This window comes from Peribacillus simplex (assembly GCF_030123325.1).
GTDB classification, from domain to species: Bacteria; Bacillota; Bacilli; order Bacillales; family DSM-1321; genus Peribacillus; species Peribacillus simplex_D.
In genome coordinates, this window is record NZ_CP126106.1 from 1,848,968 (window position 1) to 1,873,365 (window position 24,398).

The following is a 24,398-nucleotide window of genomic DNA, read 5'->3' on the forward strand; positions in this document are numbered from 1 at the left end:
TCGTGGCGTAGCCCTTTTGCTAAAGTTTTGAGATAAACAATAATTATAAAATATTATGAAAATAACAGAGCCTACATCAGGTATCATGCTATCTTTTTTATACACAGATAAAGAAACAATGTTTCGTAATAACAAACAAAACAGAATAATTAACAGAATTACATCCTAGAGAGAAAAATTATTCCAGAGAAGAATTAATTAAAATAAAATTTTGATTTTCACGGAGGAGCTCATAATGACAAAATATATTAAATCAGGGAATCTTCAAGTTGAAACAGAATTATATGAATTTATAAATTCAGAAGCTCTACCAGGTAGTGAAGTGGATCGTGATCAGTTTTGGTCTGGTTTAGAAAATTTGATCAATGATTTAACTCCTAAAAATAAGGAATTATTGGCACATCGTGAAGAGATTCAAAATCAAATAAATGCTTGGTATCGAAAAAATAAAAATGATTTTGATTTTGATGAGTATAAATCATTTTTAAAAGAAATTGGATATCTTGAACCAGAGGTTGAAGACTTCAAGATCACCACTGAAGGTGTGGATGCCGAAGTCGCTATCCAAGCTGGACCGCAACTGGTTGTTCCAGTCAATAATGCTCGTTATGCAATCAATGCCGCCAACGCCCGCTGGGGAAGCCTTTATGACGCACTTTATGGTACAGATGCAATCAGTGAAGAAGATGGTGCACATCGAGAAGGTGGCTACAACCCAGTTCGTGGTGCTAAGGTTATTGAGTTTGGAAGAGAGTTTCTTGACCAAGCAGCTCCATTAAGGGGAGCTTCTCATAAAGATGCTGTGAAATACACAATTGAGTCTGGAAAGCTGAATGTTGCACTCCGAAATGGAGAAACGACAGGACTTGAGGACGAATCGAAATTAACTGGCTATCAAGGACAACCACAAGATCCAGGAGCTGTACTTTTGAGAAATAATGGCCTTCACTTTGAAATTCAAATCAATTTCAGTCATCCAATCGGAAAAACTGACGAGGCTGGTGTTAAAGATGTTCTTTTAGAAGCAGCAGTAACGACGATTATGGACTGTGAAGATTCAGTAACTGCGGTAGATGCCGAGGATAAAGTTCTGGTTTACCGTAACTGGTTAGGATTAATGAAAGGAGATTTATCTGCTACCTTCCTAAAAGGCAATAAACCAACGACAAGAACTCTTAATCCTAATCGCATTTATTTGTCCCCAACGGGAGAAGAATTGTCTTTGTCAGGTCGTTCACTTTTATTTGTCCGTAATGTAGGGCATTTAATGACGAATAATGCAATCTTGGATCAAAATGGAGAGGAAATCCAAGAGGGAATTTTAGATACAATCGTCACTAGTCTTCTTGGAAAACATACTCTTTTAGGAAACGGCCCTTACCCAAACACATCCGAAGAATCCATTTATATCGTTAAACCTAAAATGCATGGATCAGAAGAGGTCGCTTTTGCCAACCATCTATTTGATCAGGTAGAGGAATTGCTCGGTCTAAAACGGAATACTCTAAAAATTGGTGTTATGGATGAGGAGCGCCGCACATCATTAAACTTAAAAGCCTGCATAAGCGAAGTTAAGGAAAGGGTTGTATTCATAAATACCGGATTTTTAGACCGCACTGGTGATGAAATCCATACCTCTATGGAAGCAGGAGCAATGATTCGAAAGAGTGAAATGAAATCATCGACTTGGTTGCATGCCTATGAACAATCGAATGTTAATGCAGGCCTTGTAAGCGGCTTCCAGGGGCGTGCCCAGATTGGAAAAGGTATGTGGGCTATGCCGGACTTGATGGATGAAATGTTAAAACAAAAGATTGCTCATGTAAAAACAGGTGCAACTACGGCGTGGGTTCCATCACCTACTGCAGCTACATTGCATGCACTGCACTACCATCAAGTTGATGTAACGAAGGTCCAAAATGAAAGGATCAGTGAATCTAGAGACTTGAGGGATGACATTTTACAATTCCCAGTTGCGAAACATTCTAATTGGAGCCCGGAGGAAATACAGGAAGAGATTGATAACAATGCTCAAACTATGCTAGGTTATGTGGTTCGCTGGGTGGACCAGGGAGTTGGTTGCTCGAAAGTACCTGATATCAACGACGTGGGACTAATGGAAGATCGTGCAACCTTACGTATATCCAGCCAACACATGGCGAACTGGCTACACCACGGTATCATAACAAAGGAACAAGTGCTAGAGACGCTTCAGCGTATGGCTAAAGTAGTAGACGAACAAAATGCTGGAGACGCTGCATATCGCTCAATGTCTGCGAATTTTGACGATTCGGTGGCATTTCAAGCTGCATGTGACCTGATTTTTGAAGGTTATAATCAGCCAAGTGGCTACACTGAGCCAATATTGCATCGTCGTCGCATTGAAGCAAAAGCAAAGTTTGCTATAAAACAATAAATAAACTAGGGACATTCTAATTTTTACAACGTCACGATTTACAATGAAAAGAGTATATTACTAATTTAATTGAACTTATTTTTTGTTGAAATAGAGAGATTACAGAATTCCTGAAAGTACTGCAGTTTCAACAACTAACTTTCATTATTAAATAGTGAAAACAGATTGGGGAGTTGAAGCTATGTAAGATCTTCGGGAAAAAGCACTAGACCTTCATACGAGGTATCAAGGGAAAATAAATGTAAATGTAAAAGTAGCTGTTGAAAACGCAAATGATTTAAGTTTAGTGTATTCAACAGGAGTAGCTGAGCCTTGTAAAGAAATCTTCCAAAATCCGAAAAGATTTATAATTACGCACTTAAAGGGAACCTTGTAGGAGTTGTTTCAGATGGATCGGCTGTTTTAGGGCTAGGCAATATCGGAGCAGCAGCATCGATGCCAGTAATGGAAGGAAAGGCAGCATTATTTAAAACATTTGCAGATATTGATGCATTTCCTATTTGTCTAAATACAAACGACGCAGAAGAAATTATTTCAATTATCAAAGCCTTGGAACCTACTTTTGGAGGAATAAATTTAGAAGACATTTCAGTTCCGAATTGTTTCATCATTGAGGAAAGACTGAAAAAGGAGATGAATATTCCTGTTTTTCACGATGATCAGCATGGAATTGCGATTGTTACAGCATCAGGGTTAATTAACGCATTAAAAGTCGTGAATAAACGGATTGAAGAAATTAAGGTGGTTGTAAATGGTTCAGGTGCTGCAGGAATCGCAATTGCAAAATTGTTGCTCAACATGGGTGTTCAGGATATCATTTTGTGCGATACAAATGGAGCGATTTATAAAGGTCGCGAAAATGGAATGAATTCGATGAAGGAAGAAATAGCTCAAATCACTAATAAAAACAGGCTGGCCGGTGCATTGGGGGATGTTATAAAAGGTACTGACGTTTTTGTTTGGCGTGTCAGCTGCTGATGCAGTTAATACTGCCATGGTACAGTCTATGAACAAAGACAGTATTATTTTTGCAATGGCAAACCTGGTGCAGCTGTTTTTGTACAGGGCGTTCAGATTTACCTAACCAAGTAAATAATGTACTAGCGTTTCCAGGAATTTTTAAAGGGGCACTTCAGGTGTCCGCTTCTGAAATTAATGAAGAAATGATAGTGGCAGCGGTTTATGCAATTGCAAACTTAATTCAGCCGCAAGAACTGACACATGATTATGTAATACCAAATGCTTTCGACAACCGAGTAGTAGAATCTGTCGCCAATGCTGTAGCAGAGGCAATACAGTCTGGTGTTGCGAGAAAAAAACCGAAACAGAAGTCTGAGAGGAGCAATAAAACAATGAAGTTTACTAGGTTTATAGCTAATTCTTCCATTCATACAGGTGTTAAAGAAAAAGGTATAATAAGAGTAATTAAGGGCGATATTTTTGGTGCTTGGGAGTATACAGGCCAAACATTTTCTCAGGGTGAAGTTAAGTCTATTGCACCCTTAGAACCAAATCAAATCATTGGAATCGGTGCAAACTTCGTTTCAAATGTGGAGGATCTTCCGGAACAGCTCCCGGAAATTCCAGTATTCTTCTTTAAGCCAACATCATCAGTGATTGGACCTGAAGATGAAATTATCATTCCAGAGGGTATTAAGGAAGTAAAGTTTGAATCCGAATTAGCGATTGTCATTGGGAAAGAGGCAAAAAATGTGCCTGAATCCGAAGTACTGGATTATGTTTTTGGATACACAGTTGGAAATGACGTAACAGCACCTCAGTTTTTCCATCAGGATGGCCACTGGACAATTGGTAAATCATTTGACACGTTCACTCCATTAGGTCCTGTTATTGAAACTGTACTTAATCCTTTTAATGTAAAGGTCAAAGCAAAACTGAACGATGTTGAAAAACAAAACAGTGCAACTGAACTGATGATTATTCCAATTCGCAGAATGGTTTCCTATCTGACAAAAGTTATGACGCTTAAACCGGGAGATGTAATTTTAACTGGTAGTCCTGTTGGAGCAGAGTTGGTCGGCGCAGGCGATGTTATAGAATGTGAAATAAGGGAAATTGGAAATCTTCGAAATACATTTGTTGCGGCTAAAGAAGGTGCAAGAGCGTATTAGGTACGGTTAAAAATTTTTAGTTCCAAATTGCTGGAGTCAATTGGTTTGAGATCGGAAGCAAGGCAATACTTGCTTATTTCCATCTAATGTCGTGCTTAAAATTCTTGAGCAAAAGGAAATGCCAACGCATACTGACAAAACGATTACGAATAAAGATGATTTCCTTCAAGAACTCATTCAGGTTAGAATTAAAGGCTATGCATTGGATCTAGAAGAAAATGAATACGAATTACTTGTATTCCCGTTCCTATTTTCGATCATTCGGGGAAAGCCATTGCTGCTGTCATCATATCTGATCCAACAATGCGTATGACTGAACAGCGAATCAATCTACTACAGTTACAAATGATTCAAATTGGAAAGAGAATTTCGACAAGGCTTGGATTCTGAAGTGTAATTATTTTCCAATATTTTTTAGAATTTTTTTACAAAGAAAATTTGCCCGATATATCTTTTTTTCAAAATAATCGGGCAAATTTTGAAATTGGTTTTAAAATTTTACCAATAATTTGTATAATAAAATGGGATTAGTGTTTGTTATAGAACAATTACTTATAGTTACATAACAATATTGTTTTATCGCAAACTTATAGAAACGTTGTTTCTTAATACAAAGCATTATCTTATAGAATGTTATCATGCCGATAGAAAGTGTTAAGTGAAATATTATGTAGAAAAGACAGCAGATTTCTATCGTAATTCTTTTTGTATATCTCACCTTAGTCGCAATAGTCCTTTAGTAACTAAGGGTTTAAAGTAATTTATAGCCCCTTTACCGGACAAGCACTCTTATGATTTTATCATTACACAACCAAGATAAAATCACAAACATCCGGACTTTACAACACGAAAATTTTGAATATTTTCAGTGAATTCAAGTTTTTTTCACTTTCTTGTAAATTATAGCAGAAGAAATGGTAGCATATTTTAATAAAAATATGTAAGCGGTTACTTTTAGGGACTATAAATTGGAGGGTACAATATGACATATACACAAAACTTTACAGTGGTAGGAGATAGCCTCGCTTTATCCGCTATCGTGGCAGTAATTCCAATACTTTATTTCTTCTGGGCATTGGCAGTGAAGAGAATGAAAGGGTATCGGGCAGGGCTCACGACGCTATTAATTGCTTTGATATTGGCGGTTATTGCATTTGGAATGCCAACACAAATGGCGATTATGTCTGCTACACACGGGGCGGTATACGGGGTTTTGCCTATTGGTTGGATCATTATCAGTTCAGTTTTCCTTTATAAATTAACCGTAAAAACAGGACAATTTGATATTATTCGTAATTCAGTTGTTTCACTTACGGAAGACCGTCGTCTTCAGGCACTATTGGTAGCGTTCTCATTTGGGGCATTTCTTGAAGGAGCCGCTGGTTTTGGTGCACCTGTTGCCATTTCTGCTGCACTTCTTGTTGGTCTTGGATTCAATCCTTTATATGCAGCTGGCTTGTGTTTAATTGCCAATACAGCACCGGTTGCATTTGGGGCAATAGGAGCACCAATTATCGCGCTTGAGGGACCTACCGGAATTTCCGCGATGGAGATTTCAAAAATGGTTGGACGCCAATTACCGTTTTTATCTGTAGTCATACCTTTTTATTTAATCGTGATTATGGCAGGCTTTAAAAAAGCCTTCGAAGTCATGCCTGCAATTTTAGTGACTGGTATTACTTTTGCAGTAACACAATTCTTAAGCTCTAACTTCCTTGGACCAGAACTTCCGGATATTTTATCGGCTCTTGTTTCATTACTTGCTTTAGCAGTTTTCCTGAAATTTTGGAAACCGAAAACCATCTTCCGTTTTTCAGCCGAACAAGAAATGGCTGCAACACTTGCTGTAAATGAACCTTCTAGCCACAAGCCAACTTATACTGGCGGACAAATTTTTAAAGCGTGGTCACCATTCCTAGTTTTAACGGGAGTAATCTCCCTTTGGGGTATTCCAACCATAAAGCAGGCACTAACAGGACACTATGAAGGAACAAATGTTGTTTTATCAACGATTAATTCTATAGGGCATGCATTATCGTTTATACCCAACGTTCCTTTATTAAATAATAAGATTATAAACGCTGCGGGAGAAACCATACCTGCCTTTTACAAGCTGGAATTGCTAGGTGCTGCTGGTACAGCGGTTCTGATTGCAGCAATCATTACGAAATATATTGTAAAAATTTCCTGGAAGGGTTGGTTAGTTACATTCGGTGAAACACTAAACGAACTTAAATTTCCCATTATCACAATAGCCTCTGTTGTAGGATACGCATATGTAACAAACTCTTCAGGAATGAGCACATCTATGGGTATGGTATTGGCGAAAACAGGACTTTTATTCCCTTTCTTCTCTCCTATACTAGGCTGGCTAGGAGTGTTCATTACTGGTTCTGATACATCGGCCAACTTACTATTCGGTAACATGCAAAAAGTTACAGCTACTTCAATAGGCATGGATCCAGTGCTCGCAGTGGCAGCGAACTCTTCAGGCGGAGTAACCGGAAAGATGATTTCGCCTCAATCAATTGCAGTAGCTTGCGCCGCAGTAGGCCTAGCAGGGAAAGAATCTGATTTGTTTCGCTTCACTATAAAGCATAGTATTATACTGGTGATTATTGTTGGAATCATGACATATTTACAGAATGGGGTGTTATCCTGGATGATTCCTTAAGTAAGATTGCAAAGCAAATATCTTTATTTAGAGTCAATATGAGTTGATAAAAATAAGAAAAACACCATTTAAAAGTCGCAAGTATGTCAAACGGCTTTAAGGTGGTGTTTTTTTCATTGGAAATGAAAGATAGCCTTCTGAGTTGAGCGGTCATAATAGTTAGGTAGATCAGTTTAGAACAAATACCTTTCTTCGTGAATAATGAAGGCTTAGCTGGCGCAACGACCAGATAAGAAATCATCAAAGATTTTATGTGGAATAAACTGCCAATGGGGAAGAGCATCAAATATGGATAGAAAATCGATCGGGCTTCGACTTAACCTGATAATGCAAAATCACTAATGCTGTGTGATACATTGGATCAGACATACCTGCATTTGGGGTTTACTTCATTTTAGTCAATAGTTTAACATAACAACCTTTGGAAAAAATGGAGGTTGTTTTTATGTAATTAAAAATAACAGATTTCAGAATATAGTAGTATAAACGGATAAAGACTAATTTGACAGAAAGCCCTATAGGGGCTGAATTTGAAAAGCAATTGAATGTGAAATTCAAGGGATTGGCAATCTTCAAAACCAATCAATACAGAAAAAAGGTTTCTGCTTTTTCCTAACAAAAAATCCTCTTTCAATTAGAAAATGAAAGAGGATTTTTTTATCCTGAAGAAGTCTACTATATCAATCAGTTAGCATCTTCCTCCTTGAAAACAAATAAGAAAAGTAAGCAAAAATAGGAGGATGAAAGTCAGCTTGCAAGGCATGGAAGATCCTTTATTAAATCTCCACCTTTTTTCATATCTTAAATCATTAAACCATTTTTGGGCACGCCACTTAATTGGTGTCCAAAATTCATCAAAAACTTCTCTGAATCCGACGACTTTTTTCCATTATATATACTCTCCAAACACATCTGATTTCCACAAATGAATCGCATGTCGTACTTTTTCAAAAACCTTCTCCAAATAAATTTCTGTAGTGGATAGCTGCACATGGCCCAGACTCTTCATAATCTGATAGACATCCACTCCATTTAAGTGAGAAATTATGGAAAAAGCATGCCTGAGTATATGAGGACCAATAGAAGAAGAACGAAACATCAAAAAAGGCAATCCACTCTCTTTAATGGCTTTTGTGATGTATTGAGACAAATAAGAGGGAGAGTAGGCGCGGCGGTATTGGTCGTAAAGAGCGGGTCGTCTCCTTCTGCAGCATCTTAGTCTAATTTTTTTACAGCATAGAGTATATTTCTTCTTATGCGAGAAATGATAAATCTGAGAGAAAGGGGGGCGTTTCATATTTTTTTCTCCGGTTTATTTAAAAGGAAACGTTATTCAAAATACCAGCAAACAAACCAAAATGTTTGTTCAGAAAAACTTAGTTCGATAGATCATTATCCGCTGTATCCTGATTTATCGATGAATATACAAGTACTTCAGCAGATGTTTCACCATGCTCCGGATTTGGTGATTCGCCACTTCGAATTCGGCGGAAAGGGAACAAAGGCAGCTTTAGTATACGTAGATGGTTTAACAGATAAAAATTCAATAAGCAATAACGTTCTAAGTGCCGTGATGCAATCCTCTTTCGACCCAAAGAAGGGATTGCCTACAACTGTAGGGGATGTTGAAGAAGTCCATTCATGGAAATCCGTTGAAAATGCACTTTTTGCAGGTGACAGCGCCTTATTCATCCAAGGGGAAACTAAGGCGTTTCTTTTGGATACAAAAGGATGGCCTCAAAGAGCGATTGAAGATCCGAAGTTAGAAACATCACTGAAAGGTGCCCACCAGGGATTTGTAGAGACCGGAAGTCAGAATGTAGCAATGTTGCGAAGGTATATTCCTAACCGAGAATTGATCATAAAGGAACTTACAGTCGGTGTTCGCGGAAAGTCAAAGGTCTTTATCGTTTATTTGGGAGATGTTGCTAGTGAAGAAGTACTGCAGGAACTTGAAGACAGAATCAAACAGATTCAAATGGACGTGGTAATCAATACTGGTGAACTATCTGAACTCATTGAAGATAACCCATATTCCCCGTTTCCTCAGTTTTTATTAACCGAGAGGCCGGACTCAGTAGCTTCACAAATCCTTCAAGGTCGATTTGCCGTTATCGTCGATCGTTCGCCATCTGTTTTAATTGCTCCGGTAACATTAATGTCTTTTCTTCAGAGTGTTGATGATTACAGCACACGCTGGTTAGCTGCATCATTGATACGGTTGCTGCGATTTTTCGCTTTTATGATCACATTATTTCTACCTGCAACATATGTAGCCATTATATCCTATAATTACGAAGTGATTCCTTTAAAGCTTTTTTTATCCATAGCCGAATCACGGATGGTTGTGCCCTTTCCGCCAATCATAGAAGCACTCCTGATGGAGGTTACCATTGAAATGATGAGAGAAGCAGGCGTTCGTCTTCCGGCTCCAATAGGCCAAACGGTTGGAATTGTGGGAGGAATTGTGATCGGACAGGCAGCTGTTCAGGCAGGTATAGTAAGCAATATTATGGTGATTGTCGTTTCTGCAACGGCAATCGGCTCATTTATCATTCCAAGTTATGACATGGGGACAGCTATCCGAATGCTGCGATTCCCCATGATGTTATTAGCAGTCATGTTTGGAAGTACCGGAATCATGATTGGTGCCATGACGTTGATTGCCCATTTAATTAGTCTTGAATCGCTGGGAACTCCGTATGCAAGCCCATTAGCTCCTTTCCGGTTTGCTGATATGAAGGACTCATTTATTCGTTTTCCTTTATGGAAAATGATTACACGGCCAAAAAGTGTAAGGACCATTCAATCCAATCGTCAGGGAAAGCCTAAAAGATAAGGTGAGGAAAATGAAAAAATACACTCATAATGAAATCACCATCCTGCAATATATTTTTTTAATTGTTGGGACCCAGATGGGGGTCGGTTTTTTGTCGCTTCCTAAAGTTGTTGCCGAAAAGGCTGGAACAGACGGCTGGATGGGCATCATCATTGGTTGGATATTAAGCGTTGCTGCCAGTATTATTATGGTGAAAACGGCTGAGAAGTACCCAAATGACACGCTTTACGATCTTCTTATCCGATTTTTTGGAAAAACACTGGGTAAAGTGGCTATTTTCATTATTCTTGGATACACTTTATGCTTTTCTTTGATCATATTTATTAACACTTTTCTTTATATAAAAGCATGGTTTCTTCCCAATACACCTGACTACTTAATTGTTTTGTTATTTTCAATCCCGGTATTATTTATAGTCAGGAATGGTCTCCGTGTTATTGGAAGATATAATGAATTGATTTTCTATATGACGATATGGCTCCCGGTAATTTTTTTGTTTCCATTAAAAGATGGAAGTTTCTTGAATTTACTTCCATTGTTTAAAGTTGGTTGGAAGTCAATTTCAGCTACCGTGCCGCCGGTCATTTATTCGTTCCTAGGGTTTGAACTTGTCTTTTTCTTTTATCCTTTCTTAAAGAAAAAGCAATATGCCATTCATGGAATTATTATTGCCAACACCCTATCGATGTTCTTTTATCTCTTTGTAACCATTAGCTGTTTTGTGTTCTTTAGTCCGGATAGCATTACCGGTTTTAATCAGCCTGTCCTAAGTATGCTCAAAGTGATTGAATTCCGGTTTATTGAACGTCTTGACGTGGTTATATTGAATATTTTGATCCTTTTTTCCTCAAGGGCCTGGATCTTGTACATGTACTGTACGGTCTTTAGTTTCAGTCAATTAATGAATAAGCAGGATCATAGTTTATATGTGCCCGTTTTGTTAGGTTTACTTGTCGTGGGCACATTTTTTTTTCAACCAACATGGATGCAAGTAACAATCTGGCAAAAATGGCTTTCGAATGCCGGGATTGCGGTAGCATATGTGTTTCCCGTTTTTTTATGGATTTACAGTTGGGGATATGAGAGATTTTCACGGAGGAGATTTTCATGAGCCGAAAAATAGGATTGTGTCTTTTAATCCTTGTAATGATACTCTCTGGGTGTATGGATGCTACACCAATAGAGGAAGTTAGCGTCTCACTTATTTTAGGCCTCGATTTAGATGAAGAGGATAATTTATTAGTGTATATGTCAAGCCCGATATTTAGTAAAGAGGCAAAAGATAAGGAAGAAGTGTATGAAGTTAAATCATACACCCTCCGACATTCAAGAGAAAAATTTGATGCGAGGGTAATAGGATTAACATCAGGAAGTAAAACGCAAGTGTTTTTGGTGGGAAAACGACTGCTTAAAAAGAAGGATTGGTTTGACTATCTCGATCCTTTCTTCAGAGATCCTAAAAATACAGTATCCGCGCGTGTTGTGGCTGTAGATGGATCTGTTGCAGATGTTATTTTCAATAAACCAGCAGATAAACCGCGACTATCTCTATATTTAACAAGTTTAATTGATGCTGCCGCCAAGAGGAATATTGTGAAAGACACGACCCTCCAGGATTTTCACAGACAAATGAAGGACAAAGGGAGAACGGCGTGGATCACCCAAATCAAAAAGAAAAAAAGAATCGAGCTAACAGGCTCCGCACTGCTAGCTCAGTCCGGCCAGTATAAAATAACAATAACACCTGAAGAAAATCAATTATTAAATGTTTTAGAAGGTAAACAAAAAGGTGATTATTCCATAACCATTCCGGTTTCTATGGAATCCGCCAGAAAGGGCAAACCATACATCAGCTTCTCCATTTCAGATTTGAAAGTAAAGAAGAAAGTAAAGTTCAATGGACGCTTTATATTTGATATAAATGTAGATTTACAAATCTCGCTATCCGAACAACTCTTTCCATTCGATGTCCGAAAAGATTATGCAAAGCTTGAAAAAAGCATTACAAATGAGCTTGAGTATGAAACCAATCAATTAATTCAAAAAATACAAAAGTCTCAAATTGATCCATTAGGGCTTGGTCTATATGCAAGAGCCTACACTTATCAAGAGTGGAAAAAAGTACAAGATGAATGGGGGAACACTCTGGCAAAATCAAAAATAAACATACATGTAAAAACAAAAATTAAGGGCATGGGATCAACGAATTATCAATAGGACAAAAGCTTTCATAATGGGGATGCCTTAAGAAGACCCTGCTCAATCGTTTAAAAAAAGAGGAGAGCGTTAATTAATTAGTCTATGGATTAGGGTTGACTGGATTAAGATCAGTATCAGTATTGATACTTCCTAACCATTTTCATTCTTTGTGGTGAATCGCCGATTTTGGTGATTCAAGGATGGCTAACGGGTGCTTTAGCTGAATATAGGAGCCGTCTTTAAGGCAGCTTTTTCTTTATGCAAGTATCGGGGCGGTTCAAGAGTGCTATTTGATCTTTGTTCAAGGCACTATTCGTAACGAATGATGAATTTAAGTAAGTTGAGGAGTAATTTACCTTTTATGGTATTGTATATACAGGGTCCTATCAGCTAAAAAGCCGTTATCTCGAACGTTTAGATGAAAACGATTAAATTGTGCTTTATTAAAGGGGGGATTAGCATAAATCGCTCACGGACAAATATGTTTCTCTTATTTTTGGCAATCTTATTTTTCGCAGGTATTATTCTTTTTTCATATAAGCTGTTTGTTTGGGGATTTTTACCACTAATGTTCTTGCTCATTCTCTACATCTCAACTAATAAATACCGCTCATCAGTTTCCTTGTTTATGTTCTTCTTATTAGGTCTATTGGTGTATCAACTTGGAAGCAACTTTATCAATGAATGGAGCATATCCATAGAAATGAAAACCATAATCAACAGAAGTTTGCTTATGGTTATTATGGCTGGAACAGTGATTTCACTAATGTTATCTAAGCAGAAGATATTTTTCTTCGCACTATTACCAGATTGGCACAGACATATCACAATGCCATTTCATACAATTAAATTATCGTATTTTTTACTTATTGGGTTAATAGTATCGAGCACAATACTTATACCATTATTTAGTCAAGAAATGAGCGATTTAAAAACAATATTACTTTTCGGTATTTTGTTTGCCATCATAAACGCTACACTTGAAGAGGTAATTTGGAGAGGTATTATGTTATCAAGTTTAAAAAGAAATGTTTCCACCTTTTATGCTGTCGTAATAACCAGTATCGGATTCGGGCTACTACATATATCAATTGGTATTCCTGTAATAATTAGCTTACTTTTTTCTTTCGGAGGGCTATTCTATGCAATTGTGGTTTTAAAGACCAATAGTATATATCCATCCATAGTTTTTCACATTGTTATCAACTTGGGTATGGTTTTCAATGGATGGATAATTTAAACTTATTCCGTACAAGGGAGCAATATTTTCAACACAATTGATGTATTAAAAAAGAGAAAATTGACGTATTGCGAGAATCAAGAGAATCCTTGCTGCAGTAAGGACGAATCCTCCAACTTTGAAAGGGAAACTAGTAATCTTTTAGAAACTAGCAAGAAAAAGAATTTAAATACACGTAACGATGTTGATTTAGATTCTACTTTTACGGCTTCTTATGTTCGAAAAGTGTTTTCCTTGATACGAAAGCCATTTCACACATAGTCAAACAAGAAAACATTACATATACGGCGATAAACGTCTTAAAACAATCGATTAGAGGCTTTAAACGAGGAAAAGTAAAAACCAATCTGGTTCGTTATTTCACAGGTACTTTTAAGAGACTCATGGATCGGACATAATCGGAGCTTCCTTTAGACGTTTTTTCAACCAGTAATTAATAATTCTCAATAATAAGCCACCATTACATATTTAATTGTCCAACACTGTTTGGAGTAGTTTCTCATTTTTCTGTTATGGAAGATAAGGTGGAGTTACTGACATGCTCCAAGTGTTCTAAGAAAGTAGCAGCATGTATAGGAGAAGGGCACTAATCAAGGACATACCATTGGTTAACTGGTTAGAAATGTAGGGGAGAATTGCTATGACAGAGTGGAAGATGTGTGCGTACTGCGGTAAGTGGTACAGTTTGGCACTATTGAAACCACTGCATGAACAGGGCAAGGATTATGTAAATTGGTATTGTGAAAGATGCAAACCTGCTGTTAAAAGTAACCTGTTGAAGCTTCCGTACAGTTCATTATTTAAGGGGGAGATAAAAGGCCAGGACAAATAAGAATACCCTCATATCATGACGGATACAAGGGTATTTGCAGTTAACAAGTTTTTCAGACTGAAGGTTTAGCCTCGCCAATGTTCCTTCCGGAAGGTTCGTGTTGATAATTGCAGAGACCGTATTTTTTTCTTGTTAAAAGTTGCAGTTTCTACTGTTGCAGTCAGCTCGAATGGTTCAGGCTCCATCTCTTCAGTAGTTGCTTCCGTCCCTATATCCGTAAACATGACGGCTATGATAATCATTAACTTTCAAAACAACAATGGTATACCGTTATTGTCTGAATGCTATGACAATAATGGTTATGAACTAACACATTTGGATACACAAATTATCGAAACGTTTGATGATATAAAAACTACAATCTCAGCTATTGATAAGTTATGGAAAATAATTCTTAAAAAACCTCTAATTAATAGGGGTTTTTTTGTTTCACATTTTGTCTTAATTCCGCGTGGTTACTCATCTTCATCAAATATAAATACTGATCTTCCTGATAAAAAATCCCTGATTTCCTCTAAGGGTATGTCCATTTTTATGGCAATCCGAATGAGCTCAACCCATTCTTTATCAAGTTTTACTACTGTGTCATTTGTCTGAATTAACATTAAATTATTCCTCCTGAGGAGGGTAATCCCACATCCTGGCAATGCCGTAAATCCGTTGATTTTCCATCCTGAACTTTCTATATGTTGTTTATTACTTGCCAATAGTTAGATAATAACATTTTGATAGTATATTCTCATAACGTTAAAATTTGGTAATTTTTTATGTTATGTGAGTCTCCTTTAGATAGGTTAAAACAGAATGATTACTAAAACAACAGATAAAGATTACAAAAGTAAGCGAAGGAGTAAAATATGAAACAAAAATGTAAAATAATTAATCAAATTTAAAAAAAGTATATAAAATACAACTTTAATGCGTTACTATAGTAAGGGTAAAAATATATAACATAGTCAATATGGAGGGTACGGAGTGAAAATATAGAAAAAATTTAGGTAATCCAGCATTAGCCTCGAGTATTATACCGGGTTGTGATCAAACCGTTGAGAAAGATACAGTTCCACATCGGGGGCCTTAATTATCGGTAATAAATGATAAAAAAATAATTTTTAACTAAGGAAGGAAAATTGTTACGATGTTTGAAAAATTTATTAGGTTTACCCAAAAAAATTGGAGATACATTCTTCCTGCCATCATCGCTTTGTTTATTGGTTCATTGTTTGGCCCTTCTGGTGAAGAATATGATGCTGCTGTTCGTAAGAATGCAGAACTGGACAACAGGAATGAAGAATTGACATTAGAAAATAGCGAATGGAAGGAAGAAAACAAACAGCTTGAAGCTAAAGTGAAAGAAGCGGAACCTTTCTTCAAGTTAAAAGAGGAAGAACGTAAAGAAAAAGAAGCGGAACTAAAGAAAAAAGAAGAAGCTGCAAAGGCTAAGAAAGAAGCTGAGGAAAAAGCAGCGCGTGAAGCTGAAGAAAAGGCTCAAGAAGAAGCTGATCGATTAGCAGAAGAGGAAGAAAAGAAAGGTTATGACACAGGAATCACCTATGACCAATTAGCTAGAACTCCTGATGACTATATCGGTGAAAAAGTAAAATTCCATGGGACTGTTGTTCAAGTAATGGAAGGTGACGGTACCACTCAAATAAGATTTGCTGTTGGTGATGATTACGACACTATCCTTTATGCAGAGTTTGACTCTTCTATCGTTGAATCTAGGATTCTAGAAGATGACAAAATTACGATCATGGGATTATCAACCGGTTTGATAACTTATGAATCTACTATGGGCGGAGATATATCCATTCCTGGTATGTCTATTGAAAAAGTAGAACGCTAATTTGCCTATTGATTAATTAAGAACTAAGGCTTATGTTTTCGAATGACTTACAAACTAACAAACAACTTGGAGGAATTATATTATGCATACAACATTATTAGCTAAACAAGGAATGACTGCAGAACAATTGGCAATGGTACAATCCGAAGTAAATAGCAAGGCAAAATCAAAAGGAATTGCTTATGCTCTTTGGTGGTTCACAGGAGTTTGGGGCGGTCATAGATTTTATGCTGGTAATACCGGTATGGGAATTGGAATGTTGCTGACTTTTGGCGGTCTTGGAATTTGGTCTCTATTTGACGTATTTGCTATCGGTAAAGCAATTGAACGTAAAAATGAAACCATGGAAATGGAAGCTATTACTATGGTAAAAGCGCTACAACAAGCGAGTAACACCCGCACAGAAGCGGAAACTGTTATATAAAAACAGAATATAGTCTATTACATGAGAATGTATGATAATCTATTGAACTCTATTAGATTACCGTATATTCTCTTTTTTTACCATGAACTAGTATCAACCTACCCTACCAGGGATTATTACATTTTCTTATAACATGCCCAATCAGTATTACTCTCCCAGGCCTATCATCCCTTCGTCATGCCTACCTAAGGGATTCTAAAAAGAGGGAGAACAAGTCATCCAGATGATTTGTTCTCCCTCTTTTATGTTTTTCTTTCTTTATAAAAAGAAGTAAACATACATGAATTAAATGTATGTGTGGAAGTATCTTTTATTAAATCTAGACTATTTTTCATTTCTTCAATCTTTAAACCATTTTCGAAATGGGTTTTTAAGAGCGCATGGGGTGGGAAGACGATGCGCCTTTTGAATCAGGTAATTTATATGGTTTAAAATTGATTGATTAATGAATGAAGGAAAATACGGGAATTCTGTTAGTGAAACTCTACAGGATTTGACTAAATTCTTAGCAAGAGCATATCGGAAATTTATCTATATAGGCTGAGTTATCCAGCTAGATGATAAATTCTGGATTTATATGATCCATTAATGTTGTTGGATTATTTCTGAAAGTGATAAAAGTAAAAGCGGGAAACCCTGAATTATCAATGTTTTTCCCGCTTTTTATCATTTAATATTTGAGTTACATATAATCATAAACAGAGTCATCAAAATAGAGCCAGTGATAATATTCAATCTGTGAATCTGTCATCCTGGAAACTTCTTTCTCATTGAATTTTTGTTGCTCAATTAATTTCTGCAATTTGGAATTTCTTTCTACTAGGCTCATCTTAAATCCTCCTTATAGTATGAGAAGTAACGAAGTATTTAAATATTGAAAACGCTTTCTTTTTCTTATTTTTATTATATATCTCAATGTGAGATTAAACAACTATCAAATATAGATGATTTATCAGGAAATAATATAGAAATGTTATTTATCTATTTACTTTAAAGCAGTTAAAGAGGCAAGGTCGATCATATGTAAATGGAATCAGGGGGACAGGCCCTGATTCCATTTTTGTTTTACCTTATGATAAATTAGTTAATATGTACTATTGAAAGAGAAGTGATTCACTAATTTTGCGCAAATAAGTATACAAAGTGTTAATTGTGGTGTAATTTTACAGATGGGAACCTTTATATTCTTGTAATATTTTCATATAAAGGGTAAAATTATTCATTTGAAGAGAAAGTACCAAACCCAACATCGTCATTTTTTTCGTTTTTCTTACATAAAATTATATTAGTATAATTAATTATTGGGAATATAATGATTTATTTGAAAAAAATATTAGTTGATTCAGTGCAGATAAAATATGAACAAGTTATATGATCGAAAGTTAGTGGGTAATCTGTTAATTACTTGATTAATTATAGTATTATATGCCTGGAATTATAGAGATTATTAGATTTTTTTCTATTTCTTTGTCCCTTTATATAGTAAACTCAGAATAGGTTCGTTAACTTTTAGCTGCTAGAGATGAGGTAAGTTTAATCCTATGAAAAATAAAAAGTTAAGGGCACTTCTTTATTTGACCATTCTTTTATTGATTGTTTTCATTCTTCTAAATATGTTTTCAACATATTTAAGCATTAAAAATTCTGTGCAAAAATCCGTTGCTAATCAAAACTTGGTAGCTGCTAGATCCATTGCCGACTCGATGGATATAGAGGCCTATCAGCGATTTCTCAATAACCAAGTAAAGAACCGGGATTATAAGGATATAAAAGCTTACTTAGAGGATGCCCGTGAAAAAATAGGAGCATTATATGTTTATACCATCATGATTGATAATCCGGAAGTATCTAAGGCTATGATTACTGGGTTTTCTAAAGATCATAAAGGGGATTTTCCTATCGGTGGTGCATGTACTGTTCCGCCGGAGCAGGTCAAACAGGGGTATGAAGGCAAAAGCTTCATTACCGGGATTCTAGAAGATCCGGAGTATGGTGAGTATTTGACTGTGGGAGTGCCAATGAAAAATAAAGATGGCGACATAATTGGTTTTTTGGGCATTGATGTGAGCGCAGAAAATATAAATGCCATTAACGGCAAGGTATTGAAAAGCAGCATTGCCATTCTTGTTTATAATGGTGGGTTTGTTATCATGCTGCTGGTTACCTTTTTTGTCATTCAAAAATGGTATCAAAAGGAACTGACACGTGAAGTGGGGGATACGGAAGATACGTATCAATCGGAATTTCAATCGCTCTTTGCTTCAGTTCGCTCATTAAGGCATGATTTTTCCAATCATATTCAGGTGATACATGGACTGCTTAAATTAGAGGAGAACGCAAAAGCACTCGAATACTTAACCGGTCTTTCAAAAGAAGTGCATTCAATTGAATCGATGAAATTGGATGTGACTCACCCGGGCTTATCTGTCCTGTTAGAGACAAAAAGGCTCTCGGCCCAGAATTATAACATCGATATTGAGGTTGATGTTTCACCCGAATCCTTCAATCGAATTAAAACAATCGATTTGATTAAATTATTATCAAATGTTATCGACAATGCTATTGAGGCAACAATTGAATTGCCGGAGCAAGAACGCCGAATGAATATTGCCTGCAAAGCTGATGATGAAAAGTATACGTTTATGGTAACGAACACGGGACCAATGATTTCGGATTTAGATCTGGGGAATATATTCGCCAGCGGATTTTCAACCAAAAAGGCACAAAAGGGCAAAGTTCGCGGACAAGGATTGTTCATCGTTAAAGACTTGGTGAACAGATATGATGGAGAGATTCATGTACAATCCTCAGAAAAAGAAACGACCGTTACGATGATCATTCCGGTAAATGGAAAAATGGGCTAAATTGATCTATAAAGGTATGGTTCCTCAAGTGTAGAAGGAATCATACCTTTTTTACGATTCTATTAACTGGGTTATACTCCCTTCTGCCAGGGGAAGGAGGAATGGGGCAGTGAGCTTCAAATGTATTTTAGGCAATTTTAAACTCTGACAATCTAAGCGATATTAAGATGTCGATTATTATGGGGGAAAGTTGAATAAAAGTACCTGAATTGGACATAATGGGTAGATGTTTAGCTGCTTTCATCGAGATTATGGTAAGATAGGGAAAAAATCATTTAAGGCAGTGAGATTGTGAAACTACAAAAAGGAAAACTTCTCGTTATCATTGGACCGACTGCTGTTGGGAAGACAAAAATGAGCATTGAGATGGCAAAGTTATTTAATGGTGAAATTATTAGCGGAGACTCCATGCAGGTTTATAAGGGGATGGATATTGGCACTGCAAAAATCAAGAGGGAAGAAACAGAGGGAATTCCTCATTATTTACTTGATATTAAAGACCCTGATGAACCATTTAGTGCGGCAGAGTTCCAGGAGCGGGCTAATGCTTGTATCGAGGAGATCCAAAGCAGGGGTAAACTTCCCATTATCGTCGGAGGAACAGGATTATACATACAATCGGTCATTTATGATTATCAATTTTCTGAGGCACCATCCGACCCTGTTTATAGGGAGGGACTCGAAAAACAGGTTAGGGAGTTAGGAATTGATCCCATTTTTGAACAATTACGCAGCGTTGACCCGGAAAGCGCGAATCGGATTCATCCTAATAATGTAAGAAGGGTGATCAGGGCACTTGAGATTTTTCATTGTACTGGTAAAACAATGAGTGAGCAGCTGAATGAACAGCCTACAGAATTGAAATATGATACGTGCATCATTGGATTGACAATGGAACGCGAAAAGTTATATCAACGCATCGATCAACGTGTTGATGGCATGGTGGAAGAAGGGCTGATTCAAGAGGTGGAGTCATTTTATGAAAAAGGTTTGAGGGATTGCCAATCAATCCAGGCAATAGGCTATAAAGAAATCTATGATTTTTTTGATGGCAGGGCTTCATTGGATGAAGCATTGGAGACATTGAAGCAAAACTCCCGTCGATATGCAAAAAGGCAATTGACCTGGTTTCGGAATAAAATGGATGTAATTTGGTTTGATATGACCGATCTCGAGGGGTTTCCAAAAAAAATACATGAAATATCTGGATTTATAGCAGGAAAGCTTTTCAGTGAAGGCGAATACATAAATTTAGAGAGAAAAGAGGAGGACTAATTCATGAAACAATCAGTAAATATTCAAGATCAGTTTCTTAATCAATTACGTAAAGATGGTACGTATGTGACGGTATTTTTGTTAAACGGTTTCCAGATTAGAGGACAAGTGAAAGGGTTCGATAATTTTACCGTTTTATTTGAATCAGAGGGCAAACAACAATTAGTCTATAAACATGCGATTTCTACATTTGCTCCACAACGTAATGTTCAGATTGATTACGAAGTGAAGGAATAATCATATATATGAATGTGAAAAACAGGTTTAGCTTTTAGCGACCTGTTTTTTTTGCATGCACTTCTCTGTTCTTTTTCAAAGAATCGATAATTTTACGTACCCGATTTGAATATATATTAAGGAACGGATTATTTTCCGGGAAACCGCAGGAAATGACATTAACCCTAATAAATTGGTAAACGGGAATGGAGTTTGTTGAAACAAATCCTCCAAGGAAAAAATCCTGTCAGAATAAGTCGCTTACCAGGTAGGAATGGGGCTTAATCCCGAAAAGAAATAAATGAATTTTCCGATGGTGCAGTTTTGGCTATGCAGCATATGCCTATGACCATCATAAATCGAAAATTGTGTTGTTAGAGTTAGGGTCCAAGATGGAGAGGTGAATGCATTGGAACAACCGATCCGTATGAAAAATAACGGGCAAATCAATATTGTGTTTAATGCGGAAAACAGAAAAGCGCTACAAAAGGATCTGCCGATAAAAGAAATTTTGGTGCAGGAAATCCCCCACCAGCATGTGGCATTGAAAGAGATTGAAGATGAACTGAAATCGCTGGTCGGAATGGAAGAAATGAAACGGATGATAAAAGAGATATATGCCTGGATTTACATCAATAAACAACGTGAGGCAAAGGGGCTGAAAACTGGCAGGCAAGCACTGCATATGATGTTTAAAGGGAATCCCGGAACAGGGAAAACAACGGTTGCACGTTTAATCGGTAAGTTGTTTCAAAAAATGAATGTTCTTTCGAAAGGGCATTTAATTGAGGCGGAGAGGGCAGATTTGGTCGGGGAATACATTGGTCATACTGCCCAAAAAACAAGGGATTTAATTAAAAAGGCCATTGGCGGGATCCTATTTATTGATGAAGCCTATTCCTTGGGAAGAGGCGGCGAAAAGGATTTTGGAAAAGAAGCCATAGATACACTTGTCAAACATATGGAGGATCGGCAGCACGAATTCATTTTAATCCTTGCTGGTTATTCGAGGGAAATGGATTATTTCCTCAGCCTTAATCCTGGCCTTCATTCCAGGTTCCCGCTTGTTATTGATTTTCCGGATTATACGATTGAACAGTTAATGGAAATAGCCGATCGGATGCTGCAGGAAAAGGAGTATCTAATGAATCGGGATGCCGAAAGGAAATTAAAAGAACATTTGATCATATTGCGTTCATTCCGGGGACCTATTTCATTTTCCAACGGACGGTATATCCGCAATGTACTTGAAAAGTCTATTAGGGCGCAGGCAATGCGGCTTTTACTGGAAGATTCATTTGAAAAATCCGATTTACTGACGCTAACCAGCCAAGATTTGATTTTCGAGGATGATGAGAAAGAATGACATGGAAAAGCCCACCAATATGGCGGGCTTTTTAAATTTATGTTTTAGGCACCCATTTCTTATTAGGAAGATGCCAATTATTGGTGTAAGAAAGGACTCGCAATATCGTGATGACGGCAAAGAGCGTATAAAGCTGCCATGACTGGGATAATACACCACTGCCTAAAGCCAAGCCTGCAATGATGGCCCATACTACGTAGATTTCTTTTCTGAAGACCAATGGCTTTCTTCCAGCTAGCACGTCACGGAGTATCCCGCCGCCGCATCCGGTTAATGCAGCTGATACAATGATGGCGCTTATTGGATGATTAAGTTCCACAGCATACATCGCCCCTTGGATGGCAAAGGCTGAAAGGCCAATGGCATCACTGAGGTTTCCCCATCTGTCCCAGTGCTTTGAAAGGTTTGTAGGAAAAACAAAAACGATGGTAATGGATACTAAAGCGATGACAAAATAGAAACTTTGATCCCATAACGCTGAAACGGGGACACCAATCAACAGATTGCGGATTGCCCCTCCGCCAAAGGCGGTTATGATTCCTAAAATATAAACTCCTAAAATATCATATTCTTCTTCCATGGCGATGATGGTTCCGCTAATAGCGAATGCAATCGTACCTATGAAGCTTAAAACTTCCCATGTCATATGAATGTCCCTCTATGTCTTTTCGATTTTGATGGTAAAGCCAAATTTGATTTTAGCATGTTATCGGAATTTTTAAAACGGTTAAAAGCTTCGTTTTGAGGAAATTTTTATATATTCAATTTTTTTGTTATGATTAACTGAAATCTACCAGAAGGTGGTGCATGTGATTTGGAAGAAGCAAAAAAGGAAACGGCCGTATTGATTGGGTGTCAAACAAATGAGGCTAATGAACGTTTTGAATATTCACTCGATGAACTGGCTTCTTTGGCGAAGACGGCGAATGGTGAGGTTTTAATGACCATCTCCCAGAAAAGGGAAAGTGTCGATCCGGCTACATATATAGGAAAAGGAAAAGTGGAGGAACTTCGGAATCTGGAAGAGGAGCTGGAGCCGGATTTATTTATCTTTAATGATGAACTATCCCCGAGCCAGATCCGGAACCTTTCGAAACAATTGGAAGCAAGGATCATTGACCGGACACAGCTGATTTTGGATATTTTTGCTCAGCGGGCGAGATCCAGAGAAGGGAAGTTGCAAGTTGAACTTGCCCAGCTCCAATATTTATTGCCGCGTTTGGTCGGACAGGGGACGGCGATGTCCAGGCTAGGAGGCGGAATCGGCACAAGGGGGCCAGGGGAAACGAAGCTGGAAAGCGACCGACGCCACATCCGTGGGAAAATAGATGAAATCAAGCAACAATTAAGTGGAATAGTGAAGCATCGTGAACGCTATCGTGATAGAAGGAAACGTAATAAGACCTTTCAAATAGCACTTGTGGGATACACGAATGCAGGTAAATCAACGCTGTTCAACCGTTTGACAGAGGCGGATTCATACGAAGAGAACCAATTGTTCGCTACATTGGATCCCATGACACGAAAGGCGATTCTTCCTAGTGGATTTACCGTGCTGCTGACGGATACGGTTGGATTCATACAAGATTTGCCCACATCTTTAATTGCCGCATTCCGTTCTACCCTGGAAGAAGTGAAAGAAGCGGATTTGTTGCTCCATGTGGTCGATTCCTCAAGTACGGATTACTTTAATCATCAGAAAACGGTGCAGGATTTGCTAAATGACTTAGATGTCCCTTCCATTCCACAGCTAACGTTGTATAATAAGAAAGATAAGATTCACGCTGATTTTGTCAGGTCGGCAAGTCGTGCTTCATTAATGATCAGTGCCTATGAACAATCGGACCTGAATCAAATCATGGAAGAAATTGAAAAGTACGTGATTGAAGAAATGGTCCCGTATCATGTTTTCCTGCCGTCGAGTGAGGGTAAATTATTATCACAGCTGAAAAATGAAACCATATTGCGCACTCTCTCCTTTAATGAAGAATCGGAAAGGTATGAATGCAAAGGTTTTTGTCTAGCTGATCATCCAATAACCGGGCAGCTGGAGAAATATTCATTATAAAGGGGAA

The 24,398-nt window shown here is 37.5% G+C and carries 19 protein-coding genes and 2 pseudogenes; 17 read left to right on the top strand and 4 right to left on the bottom strand.

Annotation, left to right across the window (positions count from 1 at the left end):
- The first annotated feature begins 235 nt into the window (after positions 1–235).
- The 5 genes and pseudogenes from QNH43_RS08940 (at position 236) to QNH43_RS08960 (ending at position 7,222) form a co-directional block, all read left to right on the top strand.
- The gene (locus QNH43_RS08940; protein WP_283917528.1) at positions 236–2,416 is read left to right on the top strand and encodes a malate synthase G; all 2,181 of its coding nucleotides are present in this window, start codon (positions 236–238) and stop codon (positions 2,414–2,416) included.
- Positions 2,417–2,651: 235 nt separating this feature from the next.
- A pseudogene (locus tag QNH43_RS08945) lies at positions 2,652–3,753 on the top strand (NAD(P)-dependent malic enzyme); the annotation flags it as partial.
- Positions 3,754–3,768: 15 nt separating this feature from the next.
- Entirely contained in the window at positions 3,769–4,548 is a 780-nt protein-coding gene (locus QNH43_RS08950) for a fumarylacetoacetate hydrolase family protein (RefSeq protein WP_283918321.1), read from the top strand.
- A 118-nt stretch (positions 4,549–4,666) separates the two neighbouring features.
- A pseudogene (locus tag QNH43_RS08955) lies at positions 4,667–4,938 on the top strand (IclR family transcriptional regulator C-terminal domain-containing protein).
- Positions 4,939–5,530: 592 nt separating this feature from the next.
- A complete protein-coding gene (locus tag QNH43_RS08960; RefSeq protein ID WP_283917529.1) occupies positions 5,531–7,222 on the top strand; it encodes an L-lactate permease in 1,692 nt (563 codons plus the stop codon).
- Positions 7,223–8,111: 889 nt separating this feature from the next.
- On the opposite strand, the gene QNH43_RS08965 is transcribed toward QNH43_RS08960, so the two are convergent.
- Positions 8,112–8,519: a tyrosine-type recombinase/integrase gene (locus QNH43_RS08965; protein ID WP_283917530.1), complete on the bottom strand. Its 408-nt coding sequence runs from the start codon at positions 8,517–8,519 to the stop codon at positions 8,112–8,114.
- Between QNH43_RS08965 and QNH43_RS08970 the strand changes: the two genes are divergently transcribed.
- From QNH43_RS08970 to QNH43_RS08990, 5 genes are all read left to right on the top strand, one after another.
- Positions 8,487–10,061, top strand: a complete 1,575-nt coding sequence (locus QNH43_RS08970) for a spore germination protein (protein ID WP_283917531.1) — start codon at positions 8,487–8,489, stop codon at positions 10,059–10,061. The genes QNH43_RS08965 and QNH43_RS08970 overlap by 33 nt on opposite strands.
- Before the next feature lie 10 nt (positions 10,062–10,071).
- The gene (locus QNH43_RS08975; RefSeq protein ID WP_283917532.1) at positions 10,072–11,172 is read left to right on the top strand and encodes a GerAB/ArcD/ProY family transporter; all 1,101 of its coding nucleotides are present in this window, start codon (positions 10,072–10,074) and stop codon (positions 11,170–11,172) included.
- Entirely contained in the window at positions 11,169–12,278 is a 1,110-nt protein-coding gene (locus QNH43_RS08980) for a Ger(x)C family spore germination protein (RefSeq protein ID WP_283917533.1), read from the top strand. Before QNH43_RS08975 ends, QNH43_RS08980 begins: the two co-directional genes overlap by 4 nt.
- 685 nt (positions 12,279–12,963) lie before the next feature.
- Entirely contained in the window at positions 12,964–13,500 is a 537-nt protein-coding gene (locus tag QNH43_RS08985; protein WP_283917534.1) for a CPBP family intramembrane glutamic endopeptidase, read from the top strand.
- Positions 13,501–14,140: 640 nt separating this feature from the next.
- The gene (locus QNH43_RS08990; protein WP_283917535.1) at positions 14,141–14,332 is read left to right on the top strand and encodes a hypothetical protein; all 192 of its coding nucleotides are present in this window, start codon (positions 14,141–14,143) and stop codon (positions 14,330–14,332) included.
- A gap of 455 nt (positions 14,333–14,787) precedes the next feature.
- On the opposite strand, the gene QNH43_RS08995 is transcribed toward QNH43_RS08990, so the two are convergent.
- Complete coding sequence (locus QNH43_RS08995; protein WP_283917536.1) at positions 14,788–14,937, bottom strand: hypothetical protein; 150 nt, start codon at positions 14,935–14,937, stop codon at positions 14,788–14,790.
- Positions 14,938–15,470: 533 nt separating this feature from the next.
- On the opposite strand from QNH43_RS08995, the gene QNH43_RS09000 reads away from it, so the two are divergent.
- Together QNH43_RS09000 and QNH43_RS09005 are read left to right on the top strand one after the other, a co-directional pair.
- Positions 15,471–16,178, top strand: coding sequence for a toxin regulator (locus QNH43_RS09000; protein WP_283917537.1), 708 nt, complete (start codon positions 15,471–15,473; stop codon positions 16,176–16,178).
- A gap of 82 nt (positions 16,179–16,260) precedes the next feature.
- Positions 16,261–16,602 (top strand): TM2 domain-containing protein, encoded by a 342-nt coding sequence (locus QNH43_RS09005; protein ID WP_283917538.1) that lies wholly within the window; start codon positions 16,261–16,263, stop codon positions 16,600–16,602.
- 682 nt (positions 16,603–17,284) lie between these two features.
- On the opposite strand, the gene QNH43_RS09010 is transcribed toward QNH43_RS09005, so the two are convergent.
- The gene (locus QNH43_RS09010; protein WP_283917539.1) at positions 17,285–17,431 is read right to left on the bottom strand and encodes a BH0509 family protein; all 147 of its coding nucleotides are present in this window, start codon (positions 17,429–17,431) and stop codon (positions 17,285–17,287) included.
- 712 nt (positions 17,432–18,143) lie between these two features.
- Between QNH43_RS09010 and QNH43_RS09015 the strand changes: the two genes are divergently transcribed.
- The 4 genes from QNH43_RS09015 (at position 18,144) to spoVK (ending at position 22,323) form a co-directional block, all read left to right on the top strand.
- Positions 18,144–19,466: a sensor histidine kinase gene (locus tag QNH43_RS09015; protein ID WP_283917540.1), complete on the top strand. Its 1,323-nt coding sequence runs from the start codon at positions 18,144–18,146 to the stop codon at positions 19,464–19,466.
- 354 nt (positions 19,467–19,820) lie between these two features.
- Positions 19,821–20,741: a tRNA (adenosine(37)-N6)-dimethylallyltransferase MiaA gene (gene miaA, locus QNH43_RS09020; RefSeq protein ID WP_434060191.1), complete on the top strand. Its 921-nt coding sequence runs from the start codon at positions 19,821–19,823 to the stop codon at positions 20,739–20,741.
- 3 nt (positions 20,742–20,744) lie between these two features.
- Positions 20,745–20,978: an RNA chaperone Hfq gene (gene hfq / locus QNH43_RS09025; RefSeq protein WP_034313436.1), complete on the top strand. Its 234-nt coding sequence runs from the start codon at positions 20,745–20,747 to the stop codon at positions 20,976–20,978.
- A gap of 388 nt (positions 20,979–21,366) precedes the next feature.
- Positions 21,367–22,323, top strand: a complete 957-nt coding sequence (gene spoVK / locus QNH43_RS09030) for a stage V sporulation protein K (RefSeq protein ID WP_076368565.1) — start codon at positions 21,367–21,369, stop codon at positions 22,321–22,323.
- Positions 22,324–22,360: 37 nt separating this feature from the next.
- Here spoVK and QNH43_RS09035 read toward each other — a convergent pair whose 3' ends face one another.
- Positions 22,361–22,969 carry a trimeric intracellular cation channel family protein gene (locus QNH43_RS09035; protein WP_283917541.1) on the bottom strand — a complete coding sequence of 203 codons (609 nt, stop codon included), beginning with the start codon at positions 22,967–22,969 and terminating at the stop codon, positions 22,361–22,363.
- A gap of 168 nt (positions 22,970–23,137) precedes the next feature.
- On the opposite strand from QNH43_RS09035, the gene hflX reads away from it, so the two are divergent.
- Positions 23,138–24,391, top strand: coding sequence for a GTPase HflX (gene hflX, locus QNH43_RS09040; protein WP_283917542.1), 1,254 nt, complete (start codon positions 23,138–23,140; stop codon positions 24,389–24,391).
- The last annotated feature ends 7 nt before the right edge of the window (positions 24,392–24,398 follow it).